We start from the raw sequence: 19,816 nt of genomic DNA on the forward strand, positions 1-19,816 counted from the left end.
CAGAAGTGAGCACCCCCGACCTTCCCCTCGCCCAGAGCGGCGGCTGCGGCGACGGCTGCGCCTGCGGCGCCGAATCGGACGACGTGTACCTGGAGTGCGGCCTCGACCCCGCGCTCGCCGGCCTCCTCGCCGACGCCGGCCTCGACCCGCTCGAGGTCGAGGACATCGCCAACGTCGCCATCCAGGAGGACCTCGACAACGGGGTGGACGTGACGACCGTCGCGACCATCGCCGAGGACGCCCGCGCCACCGCCGACTTCACCGCCCGCGAAGGGGGCGTCGTCGCCGGTCTGCGGATCGCCGAGGCGGTCGTCTCCGTGGTCTGCACCGACGAGTTCGAGGTCGAGCGGCACGTCGAGGACGGCGACCGCGTCGAGGCCGGCCAGAAGCTGCTCAGCGTCACCACCCGCACCCGTGACCTCCTGACGGCCGAACGCAGCGCCCTCAACCTCCTGTGCCGTCTGTCGGGCATCGCGACCGCCACGCGCGCGTGGGCGGACGTCCTGGAGGGCACCAAGGCCCGCGTCCGCGACACCCGCAAGACCACTCCCGGTCTGCGCTCCCTGGAGAAGTACGCGGTCCGCTGCGGCGGCGGCGTCAACCACCGCATGTCCCTGTCGGACGCGGCACTCGTCAAGGACAACCACGTGGTCGCCGCGGGCGGCGTCGCCCAGGCCTTCGAGGCCGTACGGGAGGCCTTCCCGGACGTACCGATCGAGGTCGAGGTCGACACCCTGCACCAGCTGCGCGAGGTGCTTGACGCGGGCGCCGACCTGATCCTCCTGGACAACTTCACCCCCGGCGAGTGCGACGAGGCCGTGGCGCTCGTCGACGGCCGCGCCCTCCTCGAGGTCTCGGGCCGGCTCGTCCTGCACAACGCCAAGGAGTACGCCGACACCGGTGTCGACTTCCTGGCGGTCGGCGCCCTCACCCACTCCGCGCCGATCCTCGACATCGGTCTCGACCTGCGAGCGGCGGAGTAGGTACACGGCCATGCTGCTGACCATCGACGTGGGAAACACGCACACCGTCCTCGGCCTCTTCGACGGCGACGAGATCGTCGAGCACTGGCGCATCTCCACGGACGCGCGCCGCACGGCCGACGAACTGGCGGTCCTCCTCCAGGGCCTCATGGGCATGCACCCCCTCCTCGGCGACGAGCTGGGCGACGGCATCGACGGCATCGCCATCTGCGCGACCGTGCCCTCGGTGCTGCACGAGCTGCGTGAGGTGACCCGGCGGTACTACGGCGATGTGCCGGCGGTGCTGGTCGAACCCGGTGTGAAGACCGGCGTACCGATCCTCACCGACAACCCGAAGGAGGTCGGCGCGGACCGCATCATCAACGCGGTCGCCGCCGTCGAGCTCTATGGCGGCCCCGCGATCGTCGTCGACTTCGGTACGGCGACCACGTTCGACGCGGTCTCCGCGCGCGGGGAGTACGTCGGCGGGGTCATCGCGCCGGGGATCGAGATCTCCGTCGAGGCGCTCGGGGTGCGGGGGGCGCAGCTCAGGAAGATCGAGGTGGCGCGCCCCCGCGCGGTGATCGGCAAGAACACGGTCGAGGCGATGCAGGCGGGCATCATCTACGGCTTCGCCGGTCAGGTCGACGGTGTCGTGACCAGGATGGCCAAGGAGCTGGCGGAGGACCCGGACGACGTGACGGTGATCGCCACGGGCGGTCTTGCGCCGATGGTGCTCGGCGAGGCGTCGGTGATCGACGAGCACGAGCCGTGGCTGACGCTGATCGGGCTGCGACTGGTGTACGAGCGGAACGTGTCCCGTATGTGACCACATGGCACGGCCACCTGGGTGGCTCCCGGCGCCACACCCGCTCTCCGATGTCGAATTTGTCTGATTAGCGCGTATCGTCGCCGCATGCCCACGCCATTCGGATCTCGCGGCGGCATGGCGTTCGGTGCGGAGGAGCTGCGTGTGCTCCGTCGCGCTCTCGCCCTCGCCCTCCACCCCGGCCCCGCCTCCGCAGAGGACGTCCAGGACTGTCTCCGGCTAGCCGAGTCCGTCGACGAGGCGGCGCACGAGGGAATGAGGCTGCGGGCCTTCCTCGTGGCCGACCTCGCCCGCTACCGCGCCGCCCTGCCCGGAACCGCCGCCGGCTTCCTCACGCTGCTGGAGGAGGCGCTGAGTGCCGGGTACAGACCGGACCCGGACGACCTCGCCGCCCTCCGGGCCCTGCGGGGGAACCCGATCGCCGCCGCCCTCCTGGACCGCTGTATGCGGCACGCGGAGCGGGACGTACGGGCCAGGCTGGGCGCCAGAACGGCCGGCCGCGCGCCGGTCGCGCCCACGGTGCCCGCCTCCCGTACCCGCCTGCTGGCCCTGCCCGGCGGTCGCGCCGCTCAGGAGCCCGCCAGGAAACCCGGCGAGAGGCCCGCGGAGAAGCAGCCCCAGGAGCGGCCGGCCCCGGCGCCCCGGCCCGCCGCCCCCAAGCCCGGCCGTCCCGTCCCCACCCCGGGCGAGGTCTTCCCCCGCCGCAAGCCGACCCCGCCGGCGAATCCCCCGCAGCAGCTCGCCGCGGGCTGAGCGGACCGCTCGCGCGGAGCTGGAACCACGAAAGGCCCGGGCCCCCCGCCCGGGCCTTTCGGCGGTCCTGGCTACTCTGGACCCCATGGACTACGTCTCCGCGCTCGTGCCCCCCGTAGTGATGGCCGTGCTCTTCATCGCCGTGATCGTCACGATGGTGAAGAGTCAGGGCGGTGCCAACAAGGCCAAGGAGGACGCCGTCGTCGACGCGGCCCTCGCCCAGGTCGAGCAGACCCGGCAGGCCGGCCCGGATCGCACCGTTTCGTAGGTATTTGGCGGCGAAGACGCACGTCCGTCGCGCTATTCGTCGTTTCTCCCACTAGTGTGCTGAGTTGTGCCTCGCCCATTGGGAGAACTCGAAGACGCGGTGATGACGCGGGTGTGGAAGTGGAACCGCCCGGTCACCGTTCGAGAAGTCCTGGAAGACCTTCGGCAGGAACGGTCCATCGCGTACACCACGGTGATGACCGTTTTGGACAATCTCCATCAGAAGGGCTGGGTCCGTCGCGAGGCGGAAGGCCGGGCCTATCGATATGAGGCGGTCTCCACGCGTGCCGCCTACGCGGCCGCTCTGATGAACGACGCGTGGTCGCAGAGTGACAACCCCGCCGCCGCTCTCGTCGCGTTCTTCGGCATGATGAGCGAAGAACAGCGGCTCGCCCTCAGGGATGCCGTTCGCATCGTCCAAGGCCCCGAAGAGGCGGAAGCCGCACAACCTGCGGAACCCGTGGAACAAACCCACTACCAGAACCCCGCCTCGGTGCAAGGTCCCACCGGGCGATAGCGTCCGCTCATGTCAGCGACGCGTCCCGAAGTCCCAGCGAAAGCCATCACCGTCCGGCGGGCCAGGACCAGCGATGTCCAGGCCGTACGCGGACTCCTTGACTCGTTCGTCCGTGGCCGTATCCTGCTCGACAAAGCGACGGTGACGCTTTACGAGGACATCCAGGAGTTCTGGGTCGCGGAACGCGACGACAACGGCGAGGTCGTGGGGTGCGGTGCACTCCATGTCATGTGGGAAGACCTTGCCGAAGTCCGCACTCTTGCCGTGAACCCGGACCTCAGGGGTTCCGGTGTGGGGCATCAGTTGCTGGAGAAGTTGCTGCAAACCGCCCGCTGGCTGGGTGTTCGTCGCGTTTTCTGTCTGACCTTTGAAGTGGACTTCTTCGGCAAGCACGGCTTCGTGGAGATCGGCGAGACACCCGTCGACACCGATGTCTACGCCGAGCTGCTGCGTTCCTATGACGAGGGCGTCGCGGAGTTCCTCGGTCTCGAACGAGTGAAACCGAACACCTTGGGCAACAGCCGGATGCTTCTGCATCTGTGATCGGGCATGAGCAATTTCTGTCAGCCGCCCTGCCCAGGTTCCCTATGTCCGAAACGCGTACGTTTCCGGTCGCGGGAAGGCAGGTCGGTCTCTCCCGGGGGTTTGTGTTTTTCCGGCAAAAGCGGTTTGCTTTCCGATGTACTGCAGTACTGCATATAACAGGGGACGCGAAACAGCGGCGCACGCCGCGGGCCTCGGCTCCCAAGTTATCGATGAAAGGAAATCCGGTGGCACAGAAGGTTCAGGTCCTTCTTGTCGACGACCTCGACGGCGGCGAGGCCGACGAGACCGTGACGTTCGCGTTGGACGGCAAGACGTACGAGATCGACCTCACGACCGCCAATGCTGACAAGCTCCGCGGTCTTCTCGACCCCTACGCCAAGAGCGGCCGACGTACCGGTGGCCGTGCTTCGGGTGGTCGCGGAAAGGCGCGTGTCGCTTCCGGCGGCAGCCAGGACACCGCGCAGATCCGTGCTTGGGCGAAGGAGAACGGATACGAGGTCAACGACCGTGGCCGTGTTCCCGCGTCCATTCGCGAGGCTTACGAGAAGGCCAACGGCTGAGCGCACGCGCGCCGCAGTCGGACGCGATGGCATTGCGTCGCCAGCGTGTCCACCAGCCGTACGAGATCGGGGGCGCCTCCGACGCCCCCCAGGGCCGACATCGTCGGCAGCGGGATCTGTGTCCCGCACCCTGAATCAGGGGGCCGCAGCCAGACAGCGGCCCCCTGCGGATTTGTCCGGCCCCGCAGGCCGCCCGCCGCGCCGGGCGGCCGGGGCGCCTCGATGTCGCCGTCGGCGCCGGTCGCCCTCAGGTCCACCGCGAGCCGGCCCCACTCCAGCCAGTCCAGCAGCCCCGGCAACTCGTCCGCGCTGCCTGCGGCCACCAGCAGCAGCATCCGGTCCCCGCTCAGCGCCACCGGAGAACGCGGCTCCCGCGCCCGCCCCCGGTGCCGCAGTGCGGCGAGGCCCGCTTCCGCCGGCACGTCCAGTACGTCGAAGCGCAGGCCCGTGATCAGTCGCAGCGGGAGTCCTTCGACACCCGAACCGGGCACTGTCGCCCACCCCAGTTCGTTCTCGTACCAATGCCGGACATCTCCCGGGGTGCCACTCGGGCCGCCGCTCGGGACAATGCCAGTGGGGGCACCGGTGAGACCACTCGTGGTGTCACCCGTATCAAGAGGACGACGCGGAAAGGGAAGGGGGACAGCGGAGACCATGCCAAAGCCAACCGCCGCGAGAGGCCGCGAGTTACGCTGGGTGTCCCGACGGATGCGCAGAGTGCCGATTTCGGCCGTGTGCGGAGCCGGTCGGCGGCGCAAGGTTGTTCGCCCGTAGCGGAGGGAACCCGTGCATCCGGCATGGAGTGTCAGTCCGTACGGGTAAGACATCCCTAGTGGGAGGGGGCGACACGCAGAAAAGGCCGTCTCACGTTCGCCATCGGCGTACTGATAGTGAGGGTAACTGCCTGGCCTGCGGGAACATCGTCTCGCACGATCGGGTTGGAGCATATGTCGGCGTACGGGGTCAGGAGGCTGTGTTGGTTCTCGGTCCGGTGTCGGCAGTTGGAATGAGCGGTCCCCGCTTGCGGGACTAAGCTGCGGAAGGACAGGGAGGGGAGCGTCCCCTTACTGCCTGACCGCTCTGAGGAGCGATTAACGATGTTCGAGAGGTTCACCGACCGCGCGCGGCGGGTTGTCGTCCTGGCTCAGGAAGAAGCCCGGATGCTCAACCACAACTACATCGGCACCGAGCACATCCTCCTGGGCCTGATCCACGAGGGTGAGGGTGTCGCCGCTAAGGCCCTGGAGAGCCTCGGGATTTCGCTCGAGGCGGTCCGCCAGCAGGTGGAGGAGATCATCGGGCAGGGGCAGCAGGCCCCGTCCGGGCACATCCCCTTCACCCCCCGTGCCAAGAAGGTCCTGGAGCTGTCGCTCCGCGAGGCCCTTCAGCTGGGCCACAACTACATCGGCACGGAACACATCCTGCTCGGCCTGATCCGCGAGGGCGAGGGCGTCGCCGCCCAGGTCCTCGTCAAGCTGGGCGCAGATCTCAACCGGGTGCGGCAGCAGGTCATCCAGCTGCTCTCCGGCTACCAGGGCAAGGAGACCGCCGGCGCCAGTGGCGGCCCCGCCGAGGGCACCCCCTCGACGTCCCTGGTCCTCGACCAGTTCGGCCGGAACCTCACCCAGGCCGCTCGTGAGTCCAAGCTCGACCCGGTCATCGGGCGCGAGAAGGAGATCGAGCGGGTCATGCAGGTGCTGTCCCGCCGTACGAAGAACAACCCGGTCCTCATCGGTGAGCCCGGCGTCGGCAAGACCGCCGTCGTCGAGGGTCTCGCCCAGGCCATCGTCAAGGGCGAGGTGCCCGAGACCCTCAAGGACAAGCACCTCTACACCCTGGACCTCGGCGCGCTGGTCGCCGGCTCCCGCTACCGCGGTGACTTCGAGGAGCGCCTGAAGAAGGTCCTCAAGGAGATCCGCACCCGCGGCGACATCATCCTGTTCATCGACGAGCTGCACACGCTCGTCGGCGCGGGTGCCGCCGAGGGCGCCATCGACGCGGCCTCCATCCTCAAGCCGATGCTGGCCCGTGGTGAGCTCCAGACCATCGGTGCGACCACGCTCGACGAGTACCGCAAGCACCTCGAGAAGGACGCGGCCCTCGAGCGCCGCTTCCAGCCGATCCAGGTGGCGGAGCCTTCCCTCCCCCACACGATCGAGATCCTCAAGGGCCTGCGCGACCGGTACGAGGCGCACCACCGCGTCTCGATCACCGACGAGGCCCTGGTGCAGGCGGCGACGCTCGCCGACCGGTACATCTCGGACCGGTTCCTGCCCGACAAGGCGATCGACCTCATCGACGAGGCCGGTTCCCGGATGCGCATCCGCCGGATGACCGCTCCGCCGGACCTGCGCGAGTTCGACGAGAAGATCGCCGGCGTGCGCCGCGACAAGGAGTCCGCGATCGACTCGCAGGACTTCGAGAAGGCCGCCTCCCTGCGTGACAAGGAGAAGCAGCTCCTCGCCGCGAAGGCCAAGCGGGAGAAGGAGTGGAAGGCCGGCGACATGGACGTCGTCGCCGAGGTCGACGGCGAGCTGATCGCCGAGGTCCTCGCGACCGCCACCGGCATCCCGGTCTTCAAGCTGACCGAGGAGGAGTCGAGCCGCCTGCTGCGCATGGAGGACGAGCTCCACAAGCGGGTCATCGGCCAGAAGGACGCCGTCAAGGCGCTCTCGAAGGCGATCCGTCGTACGCGGGCCGGTCTGAAGGACCCGAAGCGTCCCGGTGGTTCGTTCATCTTCGCCGGCCCGTCCGGTGTCGGTAAGACCGAGCTGAGCAAGGCCCTGGCCGAGTTCCTCTTCGGTGACGAGGACGCGCTGATCTCCCTCGACATGTCGGAGTTCAGCGAGAAGCACACGGTGTCGCGTCTCTTCGGTTCCCCGCCCGGATACGTGGGTTACGAAGAGGGCGGCCAGCTGACCGAGAAGGTCCGCCGCAAGCCGTTCTCCGTCGTCCTGTTCGACGAGGTCGAGAAGGCCCACCCGGACATCTTCAACTCGCTGCTGCAGATCCTGGAGGACGGTCGTCTGACCGACTCCCAGGGCCGGGTCGTGGACTTCAAGAACACGGTCATCATCATGACGACCAACCTCGGCACGCGGGACATCTCGAAGGGCTTCAACCTGGGCTTCGCGGCCTCCGGTGACAAGAAGTCCAACTACGAGCGCATGAAGAACAAGGTCTCGGACGAGCTCAAGCAGCACTTCCGCCCCGAGTTCCTCAACCGCGTCGACGACGTCGTCGTCTTCCCGCAGCTCACCCAGGAGGACATCCTCCAGATCGTCGACCTGATGGTCGGCAAGGTGGACGAGCGCCTCAAGGACCGGGACATGGGCATCGAGCTCTCCCAGGCCGCCAAGGAGCTGCTGTCCAAGAAGGGTTACGACCCCGTCCTGGGCGCGCGCCCGCTGCGTCGCACGATCCAGCGCGAGATCGAGGACTCGCTCTCCGAGAAGATCCTCTTCGGCGAGCTGCGCCCCGGTCACATCGTGGTCGTCGACACGGAGGGCGAGGGCGAGAACGCGACCTTCACCTTCCGGGGTGAGGAGAAGTCGGCGCTGCCCGACGTCCCGCCGATCGAGCAGGCGGCCGGCGGTGCCGGACCGAACCTGAGCAAGGAGGCGTGACCCTCCGGGGGTTCGCCTGAGGGTTCCGCCTGAGGGTTCTGCCCGAAGGTTCTGCCTGAACGAGAGGGGCCGGTGCTTTCCAGCACCGGCCCCTCTCGCATGCCCACGGCTGTGGCTGTGGCTGCGGCTTGTGGCTTACGACAGCTGGCCGTCGTAGTCCGGCAGCTTGTACGTCTTCTCCGCGTGGCCGCCCGACAGGTCGGTGGCGCTGTTGCCGATGTTGGCGATGATCGTGTAGCCCTTCGACTCGATGTCGACGCGCTGCGCGGTCTTGTAGTCGGCCACGTTCTTGAAGAGGTCGATCAGATTGCGGGCGTACAGGCCGGTCACCTTGTAGCCGACGTTCGTGAGGTTGTACTGCGTGGCCGGCTTGGCGATGTCCGGGCGCGCGGTGACGAAGAAGAGGGCCACGCCGTGGTCCTGGGCGTACTGGGCGACCTTCAGCACGGGCGCGTTGGCCGGCGAGGGGTAGCTGAAGCCGAAGTCGGTCTCCAGGGTGGTGTTGTCGATGTCGAAGACGATCGCCGGCTTCTCACCCGCGGGGGCGGCGGCGATGCGCTGCTGCAGATAGGGCAGCGCCTGGTCCATCACGGCCTGGCAGTCCCGCTGCCAGGTGGCGTAGTCGACGTCCTCGGCGGCGGCCGCCGACACGGACGCGGTGGACGCGGTGGTCGCGGCCTGGGCGGTGCCCGGGCCGGTCAGTGTCACGGCGGCGATCGCGGCGGCCGCGGTCAGACCGATGCGGCGCGTCCAGGGCGTCCAGGAGCCTCTTGTCATCGGGATGGGGTCCTCTCACGTAGGGCGGGCGGTACCAGGGCATGGAGATGTCAGGGGCATGCTTACTGGAGTGAGTGGCGCTGATGGGAAGGGCACATTACTCACGGGTAGCGGTGAGGTGCCAGTAGCCGGAAGGGGTTTATTCGCGCGTTAGGCGCGTCACAGTCATGGGTTTTCGGATCTTGCGGTCCGGTGACATGACGCACAGGCGAAATGTCCGTTACTAGGGTGATTAGTGGGTTGTCGGGTAGGTGGATTCCGGTTTGTGGAGGGCTGGTGCGGGGTGGAAGGGGGTGTTGTTTTGTCAATAAGTGGGGTAATTGGTGGCTCAATACTATTTTGAGTCGTAGTGGGGGAGTTTGAGGCGAAGTGGGGGGTGGGGGTACCAAGGGTTTGCCCATCCGGCGGGAACGCTCGTGCCGGGTGGCTTTTCTGTCCCCGTCCCCATGAGGTCCCGATGTTCCAGCGCGCCACCAGCCCGTCCCGTGTCTCCCGCGTTTCCCGTGTCTCCCGCGTCTCCGTTCTGGCCGTCGGCCTCGGAGCATCGGTCGTGATGGGGGTGGCCGGAGTCGCGGCCGCCGCCGAGACCGGTGCGACGGGTGCCGTAAAGGTTCAGGCCGCCGCCAAGAAGGCCGCCACCTGGGTGGACCCGGTCCGGAAGTACCGGCTGAGCGCGAGCTTCAACCAGGCGGGCAACATGTGGTCGTCCACCCACTCCGGCCAGGACTTTGCCGTCCCGAGCGGTACCAAGGTTGTCGCCGCGCACGGCGGTACCGTCGTCAAGGCCGGCGGCAACGGCGCCGGTGACGGACCGGCGTACGGCAACGCCATCGTCATCCGGCACGGCAACGGGACGTACTCGCAGTACGCCCACCTCTCGCGGATCGGCGTGCGGATCGGCCAGGTCGTGACGACCGGGCAGCGCATCGCCCTGTCCGGCAACACGGGCAACTCCAGCGGGCCGCACCTGCACTTCGAGATCCGTACGACCGCGAACTACGGCTCCGCGGTCGACCCGGTCGCGTTTCTGCGGGCCAAGGGCGTGAAGGTCTAGCCGACAGCGATCGGCGGGGTCGACGGCGATCTGCGGGGGTCGGCGGGAGTCGGCGGCGATCGGCGGCGATCGGCGGGGGTCGGCGGGGCTTGACGGCGATCGATGGCGGTCGGAGGTGGCCGGAGGGGGTCGGCGGCGATCGATGGCGGTCGGCGGCGATCGGCACCGACCGGTGGCAGTCGGAGGTCGTCGGAGGCGGTCGGAGGTCGTCGCCGGCGAGGGGTCGCGGTCGGCTACGAGGGCTGGGTCGTGCCCTCGTGCGCCTGGGTTACCAGGCCGATCGCGACCTCCAGGACCGCCTTGCGCTTCTCCTCCTCGTCGCCCGCGAGGTCCTGGAGGACGAACATCCCGGCGTGCAGGGTGAACATCGCGCTGATGCAGCGGACCTGGTCGACCAGGGGGGCGTCCGGGTCGATGATGATCTTCCGTATGCCGAGCATGCGCGTCTTGAACATGTCGCCGATGCTCAGATCCCGGACCGTCGCCTGGTTCTCCTGCATGAAGCGGAAGAGCGGGGCGGCGTGGGTGAGTGCCTCGCCGTAACGGCGGACGATTTCCTGCTTCACGGCGAGGGTGTGCGGCTGCTGCCGGCCCCACTCGATGAGCTCCTCGATCGGTTTCGTCAGATCCTCGAACAGGCTGACGATGATCTCTTCCTTGGTCTTGAAGTGGTAGTAGAGCGCCGCCTTCGTGACATCGAGGCGCTCGGCGATCTCCCGCAACGAGGTTTTCTCGTAACCCTGTTCGGCGAAGAGTTCGAGCGCCACGTCCTGGATGCGCTGGCGGGTGTCCCCACGGCGGCGCTGTTTGGTGCGGTCCATGCTCGTACTCCGGCTTCTGCTGCGGGCGCGCCCTTGGTAAAAAACTTACTTGACGCCCGGCTAGTTAGGGGTCTAGCTTCCCCAGTGTAGCCAACTTGCCGGGCGGCAAGTAAGTAGGAGTACGTGGGGGAGTGGGCGGAGACGATGGCGGACGCGCAAGCGGTTGAGGACGAGCAGGACGAGAAGGCCGGGCTTGATCAGCGGGGCGGGCAGGGCGGCCAGAGCGAGCAGGGCAAGCAGGATGAGCAGGGCAAGCAGCCGCGGAGTGTGCGGGTGGTGCTGCTCGCGCTCATGATCGCGATGATGCTCGCCATGCTGGACAACATGATCATCGGTACGGCGATGCCGACGATCGTCGGTGAACTGGGTGGGCTCGAACACCTGGCCTGGGTCGTGACCGCCTACACGCTCGCCACCGCCGCCTCCACCCCGATCTGGGGCAAGCTCGGCGACATGTACGGGCGCAAGGGCGTCTTCATGAGCTCGATCGTGCTCTTCCTGATCGGGTCGGCGCTCAGCGGTATGGCCCAGGACATGGGACAGCTGATCGGCTTCCGCGCCGTACAGGGACTCGGTGCCGGTGGCCTGATGGTCGGGGTCATGGCGATCATCGGCGACCTGATACCGCCGCGTGAGCGCGGCAAGTACCAGGGCCTGATGGCCGGTGTGATGGCGCTCGCCATGATCGGCGGACCGCTGGTCGGTGGAGCGCTCACGGACCACCTGGGCTGGCGCTGGTCGTTCTACATCAACCTGCCGCTGGGTGTGGTGGCGCTCGCCGCCATCAGCGCCGTACTGCACCTGCCGAAGAAGCGCTCCAAGACGCGGATCGACTATCCGGGCGTCGCGCTGCTGACCATCGGCATCACCTCCATCGTGCTCGTCACGACCTGGGGCGGTACGGAGTACGCGTGGGGCTCCGCCGTGATCATGGAGCTCATCGGGATCGGCGTCGCCTCGCTCGTCGGGTTCGTGTTCTGGCAGACCAAGGCCGCCGAGCCGATCATTCCGCTGCACATCTTCCGCAGCCGCAACTTCACGCTGATGTCGTTCATCGGCTTCGTCACCGGGTTCGTGATGTTCGGCGCGGTGCTGTTCCTGCCGCTGTACCAGCAGTCCGTGCAGGGCGCGTCCGCTACCAACTCCGGGTTGTTGCTGCTTCCGATGCTGGCGGCGATGATGGTCGTGTCCATGATCGCGGGGCGGGTGACGACGAGCACCGGCAAGTACAAGGTGTTCCCGGTGGCCGGTGGTGTGCTGCTGAGCGTCGGGCTGTATCTGCTCGCGCAGATGGACACGGACACCTCGCGGCTGACGTCCGGGCTGTACATGGCCGTGGCGGGGGCGGGCATGGGCTGTCTGATGCAGATCACCATGCTGGTCGCGCAGAACAGCGTCGAGATGAAGGACATGGGTGTCGCGTCCTCCACGACCACGCTGTTCCGTACGCTCGGGTCCTCGTTCGGGGTCGCGATCATGGGGGCGTTGTTCAACAGCCGGGTGCAGGACGTGATGCACGAGCGGGCCGGGGCGCTGGGGTCCAAGGTGACTGAGCAGTCGGCGCAGTTGGATGCGGCGAGTCTGGCGAAGTTGCCCGCGGCGGCGCGGGAGGCGTATCAGTACGCGGTGTCTTCGGGGACGCACTCGGCGTTCTTGCTGGGGGCTGTGGTGGCTGTTGCTGTGCTGGTGGCTGCGGTGTTTGTTCGGGAGGTTCCGTTGAAGGGGGCGGGGCCGGAGAAGGATGGGGCCCCCGGGGGCGGGGTCGCGGCTGAGGCGGTCTGACCGTCTGGGGGTCGCCCCCGCCGCCCCTACCCGTCCCATCCCTTCTGGGGGCTGTGCCCCCAGACCCCCCTTTCGGCCCTGAAGGGGCCTCGTCCTCGAACGCCGGACGGGCTGGGGGTGCGGGCCGGTTCGTCCTCGAACGCCGGACGGGCTGGGGGTGCGGGCCGGCGCCTCAAGGCAGTCATCTGCTCGCACGGGGCAGCATCTGGTAGCTGCCTGTGTTGGTCGGGGCGTGTTCCGGGAGCCACAGGACCGCTACCGCGCCCTCTGCGGGGACGTCTTCCGGGGCGCCGGGTGGGCGTATGTTGCGGAAGGTGAGGCGGGCGCCGAGCACTCGGGCTTGGCCCGCCGCGATGGTGAGGCCGAGGCCGTGGCCGTGGCCCGAACGGTCGCTGCTTCCCGTACGGAAGCGGCTGGGGCCGTCCGCCAGGAGGTCCTCGGGGAAACCGGAGCCGTGGTCCCGTACGCGGATGACCCGGCCCTCCACCGAGACCTCTATGGGCGCCTTGCCGTGCCGTGCCGCGTTGGCCAGCAGGTTGAACAGCACACGCTCCAGCCGCCGGGGATCGGTCGTGACCTCCGACTCGTGCACCACGTGCACGGCGATCTCCGGGTCCTTCGCGAGCACCCGCCGGACCACGAACTCGCCCAGCATGATGTCCTGCAGCTCCGCGCGCTCCGACGCGCCGTCGAGACGGGCCACCTCCAGGACGTCCTCGACCAGCGTGCGCATGGCCTTCGCCCGGTCCAGGACCAGCTCGGTCGGGCGCCCGGGCGGCAGGAGTTCGGCGGCCGTCAGCAGACCCGTCACCGGTGTACGCAGCTCGTGCGCGATGTCGGCCGTGACCCGTCGTTCCGCCTCCAGCCGCTGCTGGAGGGTGTCCGCCATCGCGTCCACCGCCCGGGCGAGGTCGTCGGTCTCGTCGCGTACGACACCGCCGATGGCGTCCCGCACCCGTACGTCCGTCTCGCCCCTGGCGACCCGGTTCGCGGCGGCCGCCGCCTTGCGCAGCCGGCGCGACAACTGGGCGCCGATGAGCACACCGAGCGCGCTGCCGCCGAGGACGACGGCGATCGAGCCGATGATCAGCGCCTGGTCGAGGTCGGCCATGATGTCCGTACTGCGGTCGGTGAACCCGGTGTGCAGCGACATGATGTGCCCGTCCTTGAGCGGTACGGCCGCCCAGATGTCCGGCACCCCGTCCGGCCGGTCGGTCACATAGGTCGCCCGGCGGCCCTGCGCCGCCTTCTCCCGCAGTTCCTCGGGCAGGTTCGGGTCGTCGACCCTGATGCCGGGGAAGTTGGGCCGGCCCGACAGGTTGTAGTTGCTCTGCCCGATCAGGACGCGTTCGTCGGCGAGATCGCGGGCGCCGTCCAGCATCGAGACCCGGGCGGCGTTGTGCACGACCAGGCTCAGGGTGACCGCCACCAGCGCGCCGACCAGCGCGATGGCGGCGCTCAGCTTCCACCTCAGCCCGGTGTGCAGCCCCGCGAACGAAGTCAACCGGCTGAATCGCCTGTCCCTGGACTGCCTGTCCCTGAGCTGCGTGTTCCTGGTGTGCATGGGCGGTCCGTTCAGGCCTTCAACTTGTAGCCGAAGCCGCGGACCGTCTCGATCCGGTCCTGGCCGATCTTCGTACGCAGCCGCTGCACATGGACGTCGACGACGCGGGTGTCACCGCCCCAGCCGTAGTCCCACACGCGTTCGAGGAGTTTGTCGCGGGAGAGGACCGTGCCCGGCGCGGACGAGAACTCCAGCAGCAGCCGCATCTCGGTGGGGGTCAGGGCCACCGTCCGGCCGTCCTTGCGGACCTCCATGCCCTCGGTGTCGATCTCCAGGTCGCCGAAGACGAGCACCCCGCCGGTCACGGGCGCGCTGCCCTCCGCGGCCGCCGCGTTCGGGCCGCTCGCGTGTCCGAAGCGGCGCAGGACCGCGCGGATCCGGGCGACCAGGACGGCGCCGTCGAAGGGCTTCGTCACATAGTCGTCGGCGCCCGCCTCCAGGCCCAGGACCACGTCGATGGAGTCGGCGCGCGCCGACAGCATGATCACCGGCACGGTGGACTCGTCGCGGATACGACGGCACAGGCTGACCCCGTCGAGACCGGGGACCATGACGTCCAGGAGGGCGATGTCGGGCCGGTCCGCGCGGAACGCCTCCAGGCCGGACAGCCCGTCGGGCATGGCCGTGACCGCGAAGCCGTCCCGCTCCAGGGCGAGTTGGGTGGCCTCGCGGATGACGTCGTCGTCCTCGACGAACAGGACGTGGGTCTGGTCTGCCATCCCGGGTGCTCTCAGTTCTCGTCTGGTGTCAGTTCGGGGGCGTCGTCGGTGTGTCGCCGTCGACCGCGCTGCTGTACTCGTTGTGGGTGCGGTACTCCAGCGTGAAGCGGCCCGCGGTCCAGTGATAGGTGATCACATTCTCACCGGACGGGCTCGTCACGGGGTCGTCCTTCTTGTACACCTGTTTGGTGACCACCAGGTCGCCCCGGTCGATCTCCGCGTACACCGGAGGCTCCTCGGCCCTGAAGACGTTGCGGTACCCGTCGTCCGCACCACCGCCGTCATCGTCCCGGCGATACACATAGGAACCGACGCCGACCACGTCGCTGCAGGTCATGACATTGACGACGACGTCGTCCGCGATTCCGCCGGTCAGGTTTCCGTACGACACGTCGACCGGGTACTCGTTCCCCACGCACGGCTTCAGTGCACGCTTGACCGAGGGCGCGACCCCCGGATCGGCCAGCACGAGTCTGACCGCGTTCACATCGTCCGGAGTGGCGTACGCCGAGGCCATCGGGGACGGGTTCAGCCTGCCCGTGACGGCGTCCGCGCCCGCCGGGCCCTCGTCACGCGCGCCCGTGCCGCCGGTGGCGCAGGCGGAGACGAACAGGGCGAAAGCGGCGAGCACGGCCGTCGCCGCGATCACCGCTTGAAAAGCCCGCCGGAGAGGGGCGGACAGGGCCGGCCCCATGGGCAGCCCCGGGGCGTGCCCCGGCCATCCCCGTGATCCCGGACCCCCACCGGGGTCCTTACGCATACCGGCACCGGGCGGCCCCTGGCCCGCCGACGGGAGCGAGCCGGTGCCCGTGCCCGTGTTCGTGCCCGTGCCCGAGCCCGCGTCCTCGTCGTTCGCGTCCGTCCCCGTCCGTCCCGTCCGTGTCCGTGGGATCCCGGGATCGGTCGCCCCTGTGCCTAGGCCGCGCAACGCTCCCGCTCCTCATGCTCCAGCGCGCGTGCGTCCAGATCGCGGGCCTCCAGCTCCTCCCGGAGCCGGGCGAGCGCCCGGTGCAGCGTGCTCTTGACCGTTCCGGCCGACATGCCGAGGGCGGCGGCCGTCTCCTCCGTGGACATCTGCTCCCAGTGTCGCAGCACGACGACACTCCGTTGCTTGGGTGCGAGCACCTTCATGACATCCATCAGAAGTGCACGGTCCGCGTGCTGCTCGGTGGAGTCGTCCACACACGCGTCCGGGAGCTGCTCGGTGGGCACCTCCTCCAGCTTCCGCGCCCGCCACCACTCGGTCCGGGTGTTGATCATCACCCGGCGGAGGTAGGCGTCCGCGAGCCGCTTGTCCGCTATGCCCTCCCAGCGGCCGTACGTACGCACGAGCGCCGTCTGCAGCAGGTCCTGAGCGTCGACGGGGTCCGGGACCAGTCGACGGGCGCTGCGCAACAGCGCGTCCTGCCGTGTGCGGACGTACTCCTCGAACTCGAGCACCTCGCCCTGCTGCGCCATGTCGACCGCCTCCCGCTCCCCGTTTCCGACCCGTCTGCCGGCCGGCTTTCCGCCTTGTGGTCCGTACAGGGATGAAGCTACGGAGGGGTTGTCACGGGGTTGTCCGAGCCAGCCTGCGGGGAGCGCGCGGCTGTCCGTCGGTTGTGTAACGGAAATAGGGAAGGGGTAAGCGGGAAGGGCAATTGGTGGGGGTATAGGGCGATTTGGGGGCCGTTACAGAACCCCGAGTATGTGTTTCAGCTGTGCGGCAGGCGGTACAGCCCGCCCGGCAGGGGTTCCACCAGACCGTCGGAGACCAGGCCGTCGAGAGCCCGGGCCCGCTGCACCGGCTCGTGCCACACACTGTCGAGCGCGGCCTGCGGTACGGGGGTGTGGGCTTCGCGGAGTACGGCGAGCAGCTTGCCGCGTACCTGACGATCCGTGCCCGCGTACGTCTGACCGCGCCGGGCGGGTCCGTCGTGCTCGGGCTTGCCGGCGAGCCGCCAGGCGCACTGGGCGGCGATCGGACAGCGGTGGCAGGTCTCGTTCCTGGCCGTGCAGACGAGCGCGCCGAGTTCCATGGAGGCGGCTGCCCAGCGGGCGGCCGTGTGCTCGTCGTCGGGCAACAGGGCGCGGGCGAGCTTGCGTTCGGCGGCGGTGGTGGCGTTCGGGGGGTACTGGACGCCGGTGACGGCACGGGCGAAGACCCGGCGCACGTTGGTGTCCAGTACGGCGTGCCGCTGGCCGTACGCGAAGGAGGCGACGGCCGCGGCGGTGTACTCGCCGATGCCGGGCAGGGCGAGGAGCTGTGCGTGGTCGGTGGGTACGTCGCCACCGTGGCGTTCCGTTATGGCGACGGCGGCGCCGTGCAGGCGCAGGGCGCGGCGCGGGTAGCCGAGGCGGCCCCAGGCGCGGACTGCTTCGCCGGAGGGGGCGGCGGCGAGGTCGGCGGGGCGGGGCCAGCGGGCGAGCCACTGCTCGTAGACGGGGAGTACGCGGGTGACGGGGGTCTGCTGGAGCATGAACTCGCTGACCATCACGCCCCAGGGGCCGGCGTCGGGGTGGCGCCAGGGGAGGTCGCGGGCGTGGTCGTTGAACCAGTGGATGACGGGGGAATGGAGGGGGGTGCCGTCGGCGATTCGGTGCGGGGGTTTTGTGGGCGCAGTCATGGCGATTCCGATCCTGCCATGTGGGGTGGTTGTTTTCGCCCCCGCCGCCCCTACCCGTCCCATCCGTCTCGGGGGCGCTGCCCCCGAACCCCCGCTCCTCAAACGCCGGAGGGGCTGAGTAGTGCGCGGGGGTCTGGGGGCGGCAGCCCTCAGGGATGGGACGGGTAGGGGCGGCGGGGGCGAGAAACCCTCTGGTGTGAACTGCTGTCCGCCGGACGGGGTTTGCCGGGATGATGATCCGGAAAAGTTGAGGTCCCGGCGGCGGGTGGGGCGAGTGGAGTGTCCGATCTCTCGTACAGTTTGCGCCGTGGGATCTATGCGCAATCCGGTCGGGCCGCTTCCCTCCTCCATCTACTGGCGACGGAGGGCCGTTCTGCTGTCTGCGCTCGCCCTGTTGACGTTGCTGGGCATCTGGCTGCTCGCCTCCGGCGGCGGAGGCGGTGACCACCGCACGGACGGCGCCAACGGCAAGGCTCCAGTGCAGACGATCACCCCGGGACCCTCCGGTTCGGGCCCCGCGATCAGCCAAGCCCCGGGCGGACGCGACGAGTCGAGCGGTTCGGGCGGCGGTTCGGACAGCGGGGGATCGGGATCCGGCTCGGGTTCCGGGTCAGGGGGGTCCGAGGGGTCCGCCGGGTCCGGGGACTCAGGCGGTACCGGCGGCTCCGACAGCAGCGGCTCCGGCAGCGGTTCCGCCGGGACCGGTGCCGGCGGCGCCGGTGCGGACGACGGCGTCAACGGCAGCGTCGGCAGCGGCGACACCCTTCCGGCCGGTTCCACCCTGCCCAACTGCACAGCGGCCGTCGTCCGGTTGAGCCTGCGCAGTGTGCAGAACGCCTACGCACCCGACGAGACGCCCACCTTCCAGCTCGTCGCCAAGAACTCCTCCGCCAACGACTGCAAGATCGACCTCGGCCCGAAGTCGGCCGTGGTGACGATCACGCAGACCAGCAGCGACGACGACATCTGGTCCTCGGACGACTGCCCCAAGGACACCGCCGGCCTGCTGTTCCGGGTCTCGGCCGGCGACAGCATCACGTACACCTTCGAGTGGGACCGCAGGGCGAGCGCCCCCGAGTGCGCCACCCCGAAGGCGGGGTCGGCGACGGCCGACACCTACCTCGTGGAGGCACAGGCCCCGGGATTCCCGAAGGCCCAGACGTCCTTCGTACTGGACAAGGACTGAGCGGGAGTCAGCAGGAAACAGCGAGAGTCAGCGAGGTCGGCGGGAGTTACACGTACCGCTCGAGGATCGACGACTCCGCCAGTCGTGACAGGCCCTCCCGGACGCTGCGTGCCCTCGCCTCGCCGACCCCGTCCACCGTCTGGAGGTCGTCGACGCTCGCCGCCAGCAGCTTCTGCAGGCCGCCGAAGTGCTCCACCAGACGGTCGATGATCGCGCCGGGCAGCCGCGGCACCTTCGCCAGCAGGCGGAAGCCGCGGGGGGAGACCGCCGAGTCGAGGGTCTCGGGCGAGCCGGTGTAGCCCAGGGCCTTGGCCACCGTGGAGAGTTCGAGCAGTTCGGCGTGGCTGAGCGCGTCGAGTTCGGCGAGCGCCTCGTCGACCGTGCGGGAGCGCTTGGCGGTCGGCTCGGGAACGTAGTCCCGGACCACCAGTTCGCGCTCCGGCTCCACGCCCGCGATCAACTCCTCCAGCTGGAGGGCCAGAAGCCGTCCGTCGGTGCCCAACTCGAGCACGTACCCTGCGATCTCCGTCGCGATGAGGCGGACCATCTCCAGGCGCTGCACCACCGCGGAGACGTCCCGGACCGTCACCAGGTCCTCGATCTCCAGGGCGGAGAGCGTGCCCGCGACCTCGTCGAGGCGGAGCTTGTAGCGCTCCAGGGTCGCCAGGGCCTGGTTCGCGCGGGAGAGGATCGCGGCCGAGTCCTCCAGGACGCGGCGCTGGCCGTCCACGTACAGCGCGATGAGTCTCATGGACTGGGAGACGGAGACCACAGAGAAGCCCACCTGCTTCGAGACGCGGTCGGCGGTGCGGTGCCGGGTGCCGGTCTCCTCGGTGGGGATCGTCGGGTCGGGGACCAGCTGCACGCCGGCCCGCAGGATCTTGGACAGGTCCGAGGAGATCACGATGCCGCCGTCGAGCTTGCACAGCTCGCGCAGCCGGGTCGCCGAGAACTCGACGTCCAGGACGAAACCGCCCGTGCACATCGCCTCGACGGTCTTGTCGGAGCCCAGCACGATGAGTCCGCCGGTGTTGCCGCGGAGAATCCGTTCAAGCCCGTCGCGCAGCGCCGTGCCGGGTGCCACGGCGCTCAGTGAGGCGCGCATCAGGCCATCGGCACCGGAGCTCCCACCGTACTTTCCGGGAGCTGCTGCCCGGTCGTTGGCTGCCACTGCACTCCTCCGGTCGCAGGTTCTGAGGCGCTGCCGTTCCGCACACGTTGTTCGTACGGACGGGCGAGACCTGCGC

The 19,816-nt window shown here is 69.1% G+C and carries 20 protein-coding genes; 11 read left to right on the forward strand and 9 right to left on the reverse strand.

Translation table 11 applies throughout. From position 1 onward, the window contains the following. The first annotated feature begins 5 nt into the window (after window positions 1-5). The 7 genes from nadC to ABZ855_RS37765 all read left to right on the forward strand — a co-directional run bounded on the left by nadC (window position 6) and on the right by ABZ855_RS37765 (window position 4,434). Entirely contained in the window at window positions 6-983 is a 978-nt protein-coding gene (gene nadC, locus ABZ855_RS37735) for a carboxylating nicotinate-nucleotide diphosphorylase (protein ID WP_360814819.1), read from the forward strand. A 10-nt stretch (window positions 984-993) separates the two neighbouring features. Continuing rightward, window positions 994-1,791, forward strand: coding sequence for a type III pantothenate kinase (locus tag ABZ855_RS37740; protein ID WP_006383273.1), 798 nt, complete (start codon window positions 994-996; stop codon window positions 1,789-1,791). Window positions 1,792-1,908: 117 nt separating this feature from the next. Then, a complete protein-coding gene (locus ABZ855_RS37745; protein WP_360814906.1) occupies window positions 1,909-2,544 on the forward strand; it encodes a hypothetical protein in 636 nt (211 codons plus the stop codon). A gap of 85 nt (window positions 2,545-2,629) precedes the next feature. Beyond that, a complete protein-coding gene (locus ABZ855_RS37750; RefSeq protein WP_319210289.1) occupies window positions 2,630-2,812 on the forward strand; it encodes a hypothetical protein in 183 nt (60 codons plus the stop codon). A gap of 78 nt (window positions 2,813-2,890) precedes the next feature. Beyond that, the gene (locus tag ABZ855_RS37755) at window positions 2,891-3,328 is read left to right on the forward strand and encodes a BlaI/MecI/CopY family transcriptional regulator (protein ID WP_360814824.1); all 438 of its coding nucleotides are present in this window, start codon (window positions 2,891-2,893) and stop codon (window positions 3,326-3,328) included. 9 nt (window positions 3,329-3,337) lie between these two features. Then, on the forward strand, window positions 3,338-3,871 hold the full coding sequence (locus ABZ855_RS37760; protein WP_053742238.1) for an amino-acid N-acetyltransferase: 534 nt from the start codon (window positions 3,338-3,340) through the stop codon (window positions 3,869-3,871). A 227-nt stretch (window positions 3,872-4,098) separates the two neighbouring features. Beyond that, on the forward strand, window positions 4,099-4,434 hold the full coding sequence (locus ABZ855_RS37765) for an Lsr2 family protein (protein ID WP_053742239.1): 336 nt from the start codon (window positions 4,099-4,101) through the stop codon (window positions 4,432-4,434). On the opposite strand, the gene ABZ855_RS37770 is transcribed toward ABZ855_RS37765, so the two are convergent. Next, window positions 4,413-5,090, reverse strand: coding sequence for an SCO3374 family protein (locus ABZ855_RS37770; protein ID WP_360814828.1), 678 nt, complete (start codon window positions 5,088-5,090; stop codon window positions 4,413-4,415). The genes ABZ855_RS37765 and ABZ855_RS37770 overlap by 22 nt on opposite strands. Window positions 5,091-5,531: 441 nt before the next feature. Between ABZ855_RS37770 and ABZ855_RS37775 the strand changes: the two genes are divergently transcribed. Further along, on the forward strand, window positions 5,532-8,060 hold the full coding sequence (locus ABZ855_RS37775; protein ID WP_360814831.1) for an ATP-dependent Clp protease ATP-binding subunit: 2,529 nt from the start codon (window positions 5,532-5,534) through the stop codon (window positions 8,058-8,060). 135 nt (window positions 8,061-8,195) lie between these two features. Here ABZ855_RS37775 and ABZ855_RS37780 read toward each other — a convergent pair whose 3' ends face one another. Next, window positions 8,196-8,837 carry an HAD family acid phosphatase gene (locus ABZ855_RS37780; RefSeq protein WP_360814834.1) on the reverse strand — a complete coding sequence of 214 codons (642 nt, stop codon included), beginning with the start codon at window positions 8,835-8,837 and terminating at the stop codon, window positions 8,196-8,198. Window positions 8,838-9,294: 457 nt separating this feature from the next. On the opposite strand from ABZ855_RS37780, the gene ABZ855_RS37785 reads away from it, so the two are divergent. Then, on the forward strand, window positions 9,295-9,891 hold the full coding sequence (locus ABZ855_RS37785; protein ID WP_360814837.1) for a M23 family metallopeptidase: 597 nt from the start codon (window positions 9,295-9,297) through the stop codon (window positions 9,889-9,891). A gap of 233 nt (window positions 9,892-10,124) precedes the next feature. Here ABZ855_RS37785 and ABZ855_RS37790 read toward each other — a convergent pair whose 3' ends face one another. Further along, entirely contained in the window at window positions 10,125-10,712 is a 588-nt protein-coding gene (locus tag ABZ855_RS37790) for a TetR/AcrR family transcriptional regulator (protein WP_360814840.1), read from the reverse strand. A gap of 144 nt (window positions 10,713-10,856) precedes the next feature. Between ABZ855_RS37790 and ABZ855_RS37795 the strand changes: the two genes are divergently transcribed. Continuing rightward, window positions 10,857-12,494 (forward strand): MDR family MFS transporter, encoded by a 1,638-nt coding sequence (locus tag ABZ855_RS37795; RefSeq protein ID WP_360814843.1) that lies wholly within the window; start codon window positions 10,857-10,859, stop codon window positions 12,492-12,494. A 181-nt stretch (window positions 12,495-12,675) separates the two neighbouring features. On the opposite strand, the gene cseC is transcribed toward ABZ855_RS37795, so the two are convergent. The 5 genes from cseC to ABZ855_RS37820 form a co-directional block, all read right to left on the reverse strand. Further along, window positions 12,676-14,058 (reverse strand): two-component system sensor histidine kinase CseC, encoded by a 1,383-nt coding sequence (gene cseC, locus ABZ855_RS37800; RefSeq protein WP_360814846.1) that lies wholly within the window; start codon window positions 14,056-14,058, stop codon window positions 12,676-12,678. An 11-nt stretch (window positions 14,059-14,069) separates the two neighbouring features. Beyond that, entirely contained in the window at window positions 14,070-14,777 is a 708-nt protein-coding gene (cseB, locus tag ABZ855_RS37805; protein WP_360814849.1) for a two-component system response regulator CseB, read from the reverse strand. Window positions 14,778-14,805: 28 nt separating this feature from the next. After that, window positions 14,806-15,471, reverse strand: a complete 666-nt coding sequence (locus ABZ855_RS37810; RefSeq protein ID WP_360814852.1) for a hypothetical protein — start codon at window positions 15,469-15,471, stop codon at window positions 14,806-14,808. A 221-nt stretch (window positions 15,472-15,692) separates the two neighbouring features. Continuing rightward, on the reverse strand, window positions 15,693-16,235 hold the full coding sequence (locus ABZ855_RS37815; RefSeq protein WP_319210306.1) for a SigE family RNA polymerase sigma factor: 543 nt from the start codon (window positions 16,233-16,235) through the stop codon (window positions 15,693-15,695). Window positions 16,236-16,471: 236 nt separating this feature from the next. After that, on the reverse strand, window positions 16,472-17,383 hold the full coding sequence (locus tag ABZ855_RS37820) for an A/G-specific adenine glycosylase (protein ID WP_360814856.1): 912 nt from the start codon (window positions 17,381-17,383) through the stop codon (window positions 16,472-16,474). Between the two features lie 307 nt (window positions 17,384-17,690). Here ABZ855_RS37820 and ABZ855_RS37825 point away from each other — a divergent pair, with 307 nt between their 5' ends. Further along, complete coding sequence (locus ABZ855_RS37825) at window positions 17,691-18,569, forward strand: hypothetical protein (protein ID WP_360814859.1); 879 nt, start codon at window positions 17,691-17,693, stop codon at window positions 18,567-18,569. Between the two features lie 46 nt (window positions 18,570-18,615). Here ABZ855_RS37825 and disA read toward each other — a convergent pair whose 3' ends face one another. Continuing rightward, a complete protein-coding gene (gene disA, locus ABZ855_RS37830; protein WP_319210309.1) occupies window positions 18,616-19,740 on the reverse strand; it encodes a DNA integrity scanning diadenylate cyclase DisA in 1,125 nt (374 codons plus the stop codon). Between the last annotated feature and the right edge of the window lie 76 nt (window positions 19,741-19,816).

Source organism: Streptomyces sp. NPDC047042 (assembly GCF_040644035.1).
Classification (GTDB): domain Bacteria; phylum Actinomycetota; class Actinomycetes; order Streptomycetales; family Streptomycetaceae; genus Streptomyces.

What these genes read in the sequence shown, in the direction of transcription:
- ABZ855_RS37740 (WP_006383273.1), top strand. Translation starts at nt 994, where the DNA reads ATGCTGCTGACCATCGACGTGGGAAACACGCACACCGTCCTCGGCCTC.
- ABZ855_RS37745 (WP_360814906.1), top strand. Translation starts at nt 1,909, where the DNA reads ATGGCGTTCGGTGCGGAGGAGCTGCGTGTGCTCCGTCGCGCTCTCGCC.
- ABZ855_RS37750 (WP_319210289.1), top strand. Translation starts at nt 2,630, where the DNA reads ATGGACTACGTCTCCGCGCTCGTGCCCCCCGTAGTGATGGCCGTGCTC.
- ABZ855_RS37760 (WP_053742238.1), top strand. Translation starts at nt 3,338, where the DNA reads ATGTCAGCGACGCGTCCCGAAGTCCCAGCGAAAGCCATCACCGTCCGG.
- ABZ855_RS37770 (WP_360814828.1), bottom strand. Translation starts at nt 5,090, where the DNA reads ATGGTCTCCGCTGTCCCCCTTCCCTTTCCGCGTCGTCCTCTTGATACG.
- ABZ855_RS37775 (WP_360814831.1), top strand. Translation starts at nt 5,532, where the DNA reads ATGTTCGAGAGGTTCACCGACCGCGCGCGGCGGGTTGTCGTCCTGGCT.
- ABZ855_RS37780 (WP_360814834.1), bottom strand. Translation starts at nt 8,837, where the DNA reads ATGACAAGAGGCTCCTGGACGCCCTGGACGCGCCGCATCGGTCTGACC.
- ABZ855_RS37785 (WP_360814837.1), top strand. Translation starts at nt 9,295, where the DNA reads ATGTTCCAGCGCGCCACCAGCCCGTCCCGTGTCTCCCGCGTTTCCCGT.
- ABZ855_RS37790 (WP_360814840.1), bottom strand. Translation starts at nt 10,712, where the DNA reads ATGGACCGCACCAAACAGCGCCGCCGTGGGGACACCCGCCAGCGCATC.
- ABZ855_RS37795 (WP_360814843.1), top strand. Translation starts at nt 10,857, where the DNA reads ATGGCGGACGCGCAAGCGGTTGAGGACGAGCAGGACGAGAAGGCCGGG.
- cseC (WP_360814846.1), bottom strand. Translation starts at nt 14,058, where the DNA reads ATGCACACCAGGAACACGCAGCTCAGGGACAGGCAGTCCAGGGACAGG.
- cseB (WP_360814849.1), bottom strand. Translation starts at nt 14,777, where the DNA reads ATGGCAGACCAGACCCACGTCCTGTTCGTCGAGGACGACGACGTCATC.
- ABZ855_RS37810 (WP_360814852.1), bottom strand. Translation starts at nt 15,471, where the DNA reads ATGGGGCCGGCCCTGTCCGCCCCTCTCCGGCGGGCTTTTCAAGCGGTG.
- ABZ855_RS37815 (WP_319210306.1), bottom strand. Translation starts at nt 16,235, where the DNA reads ATGGCGCAGCAGGGCGAGGTGCTCGAGTTCGAGGAGTACGTCCGCACA.
- ABZ855_RS37820 (WP_360814856.1), bottom strand. Translation starts at nt 17,383, where the DNA reads ATGACTGCGCCCACAAAACCCCCGCACCGAATCGCCGACGGCACCCCC.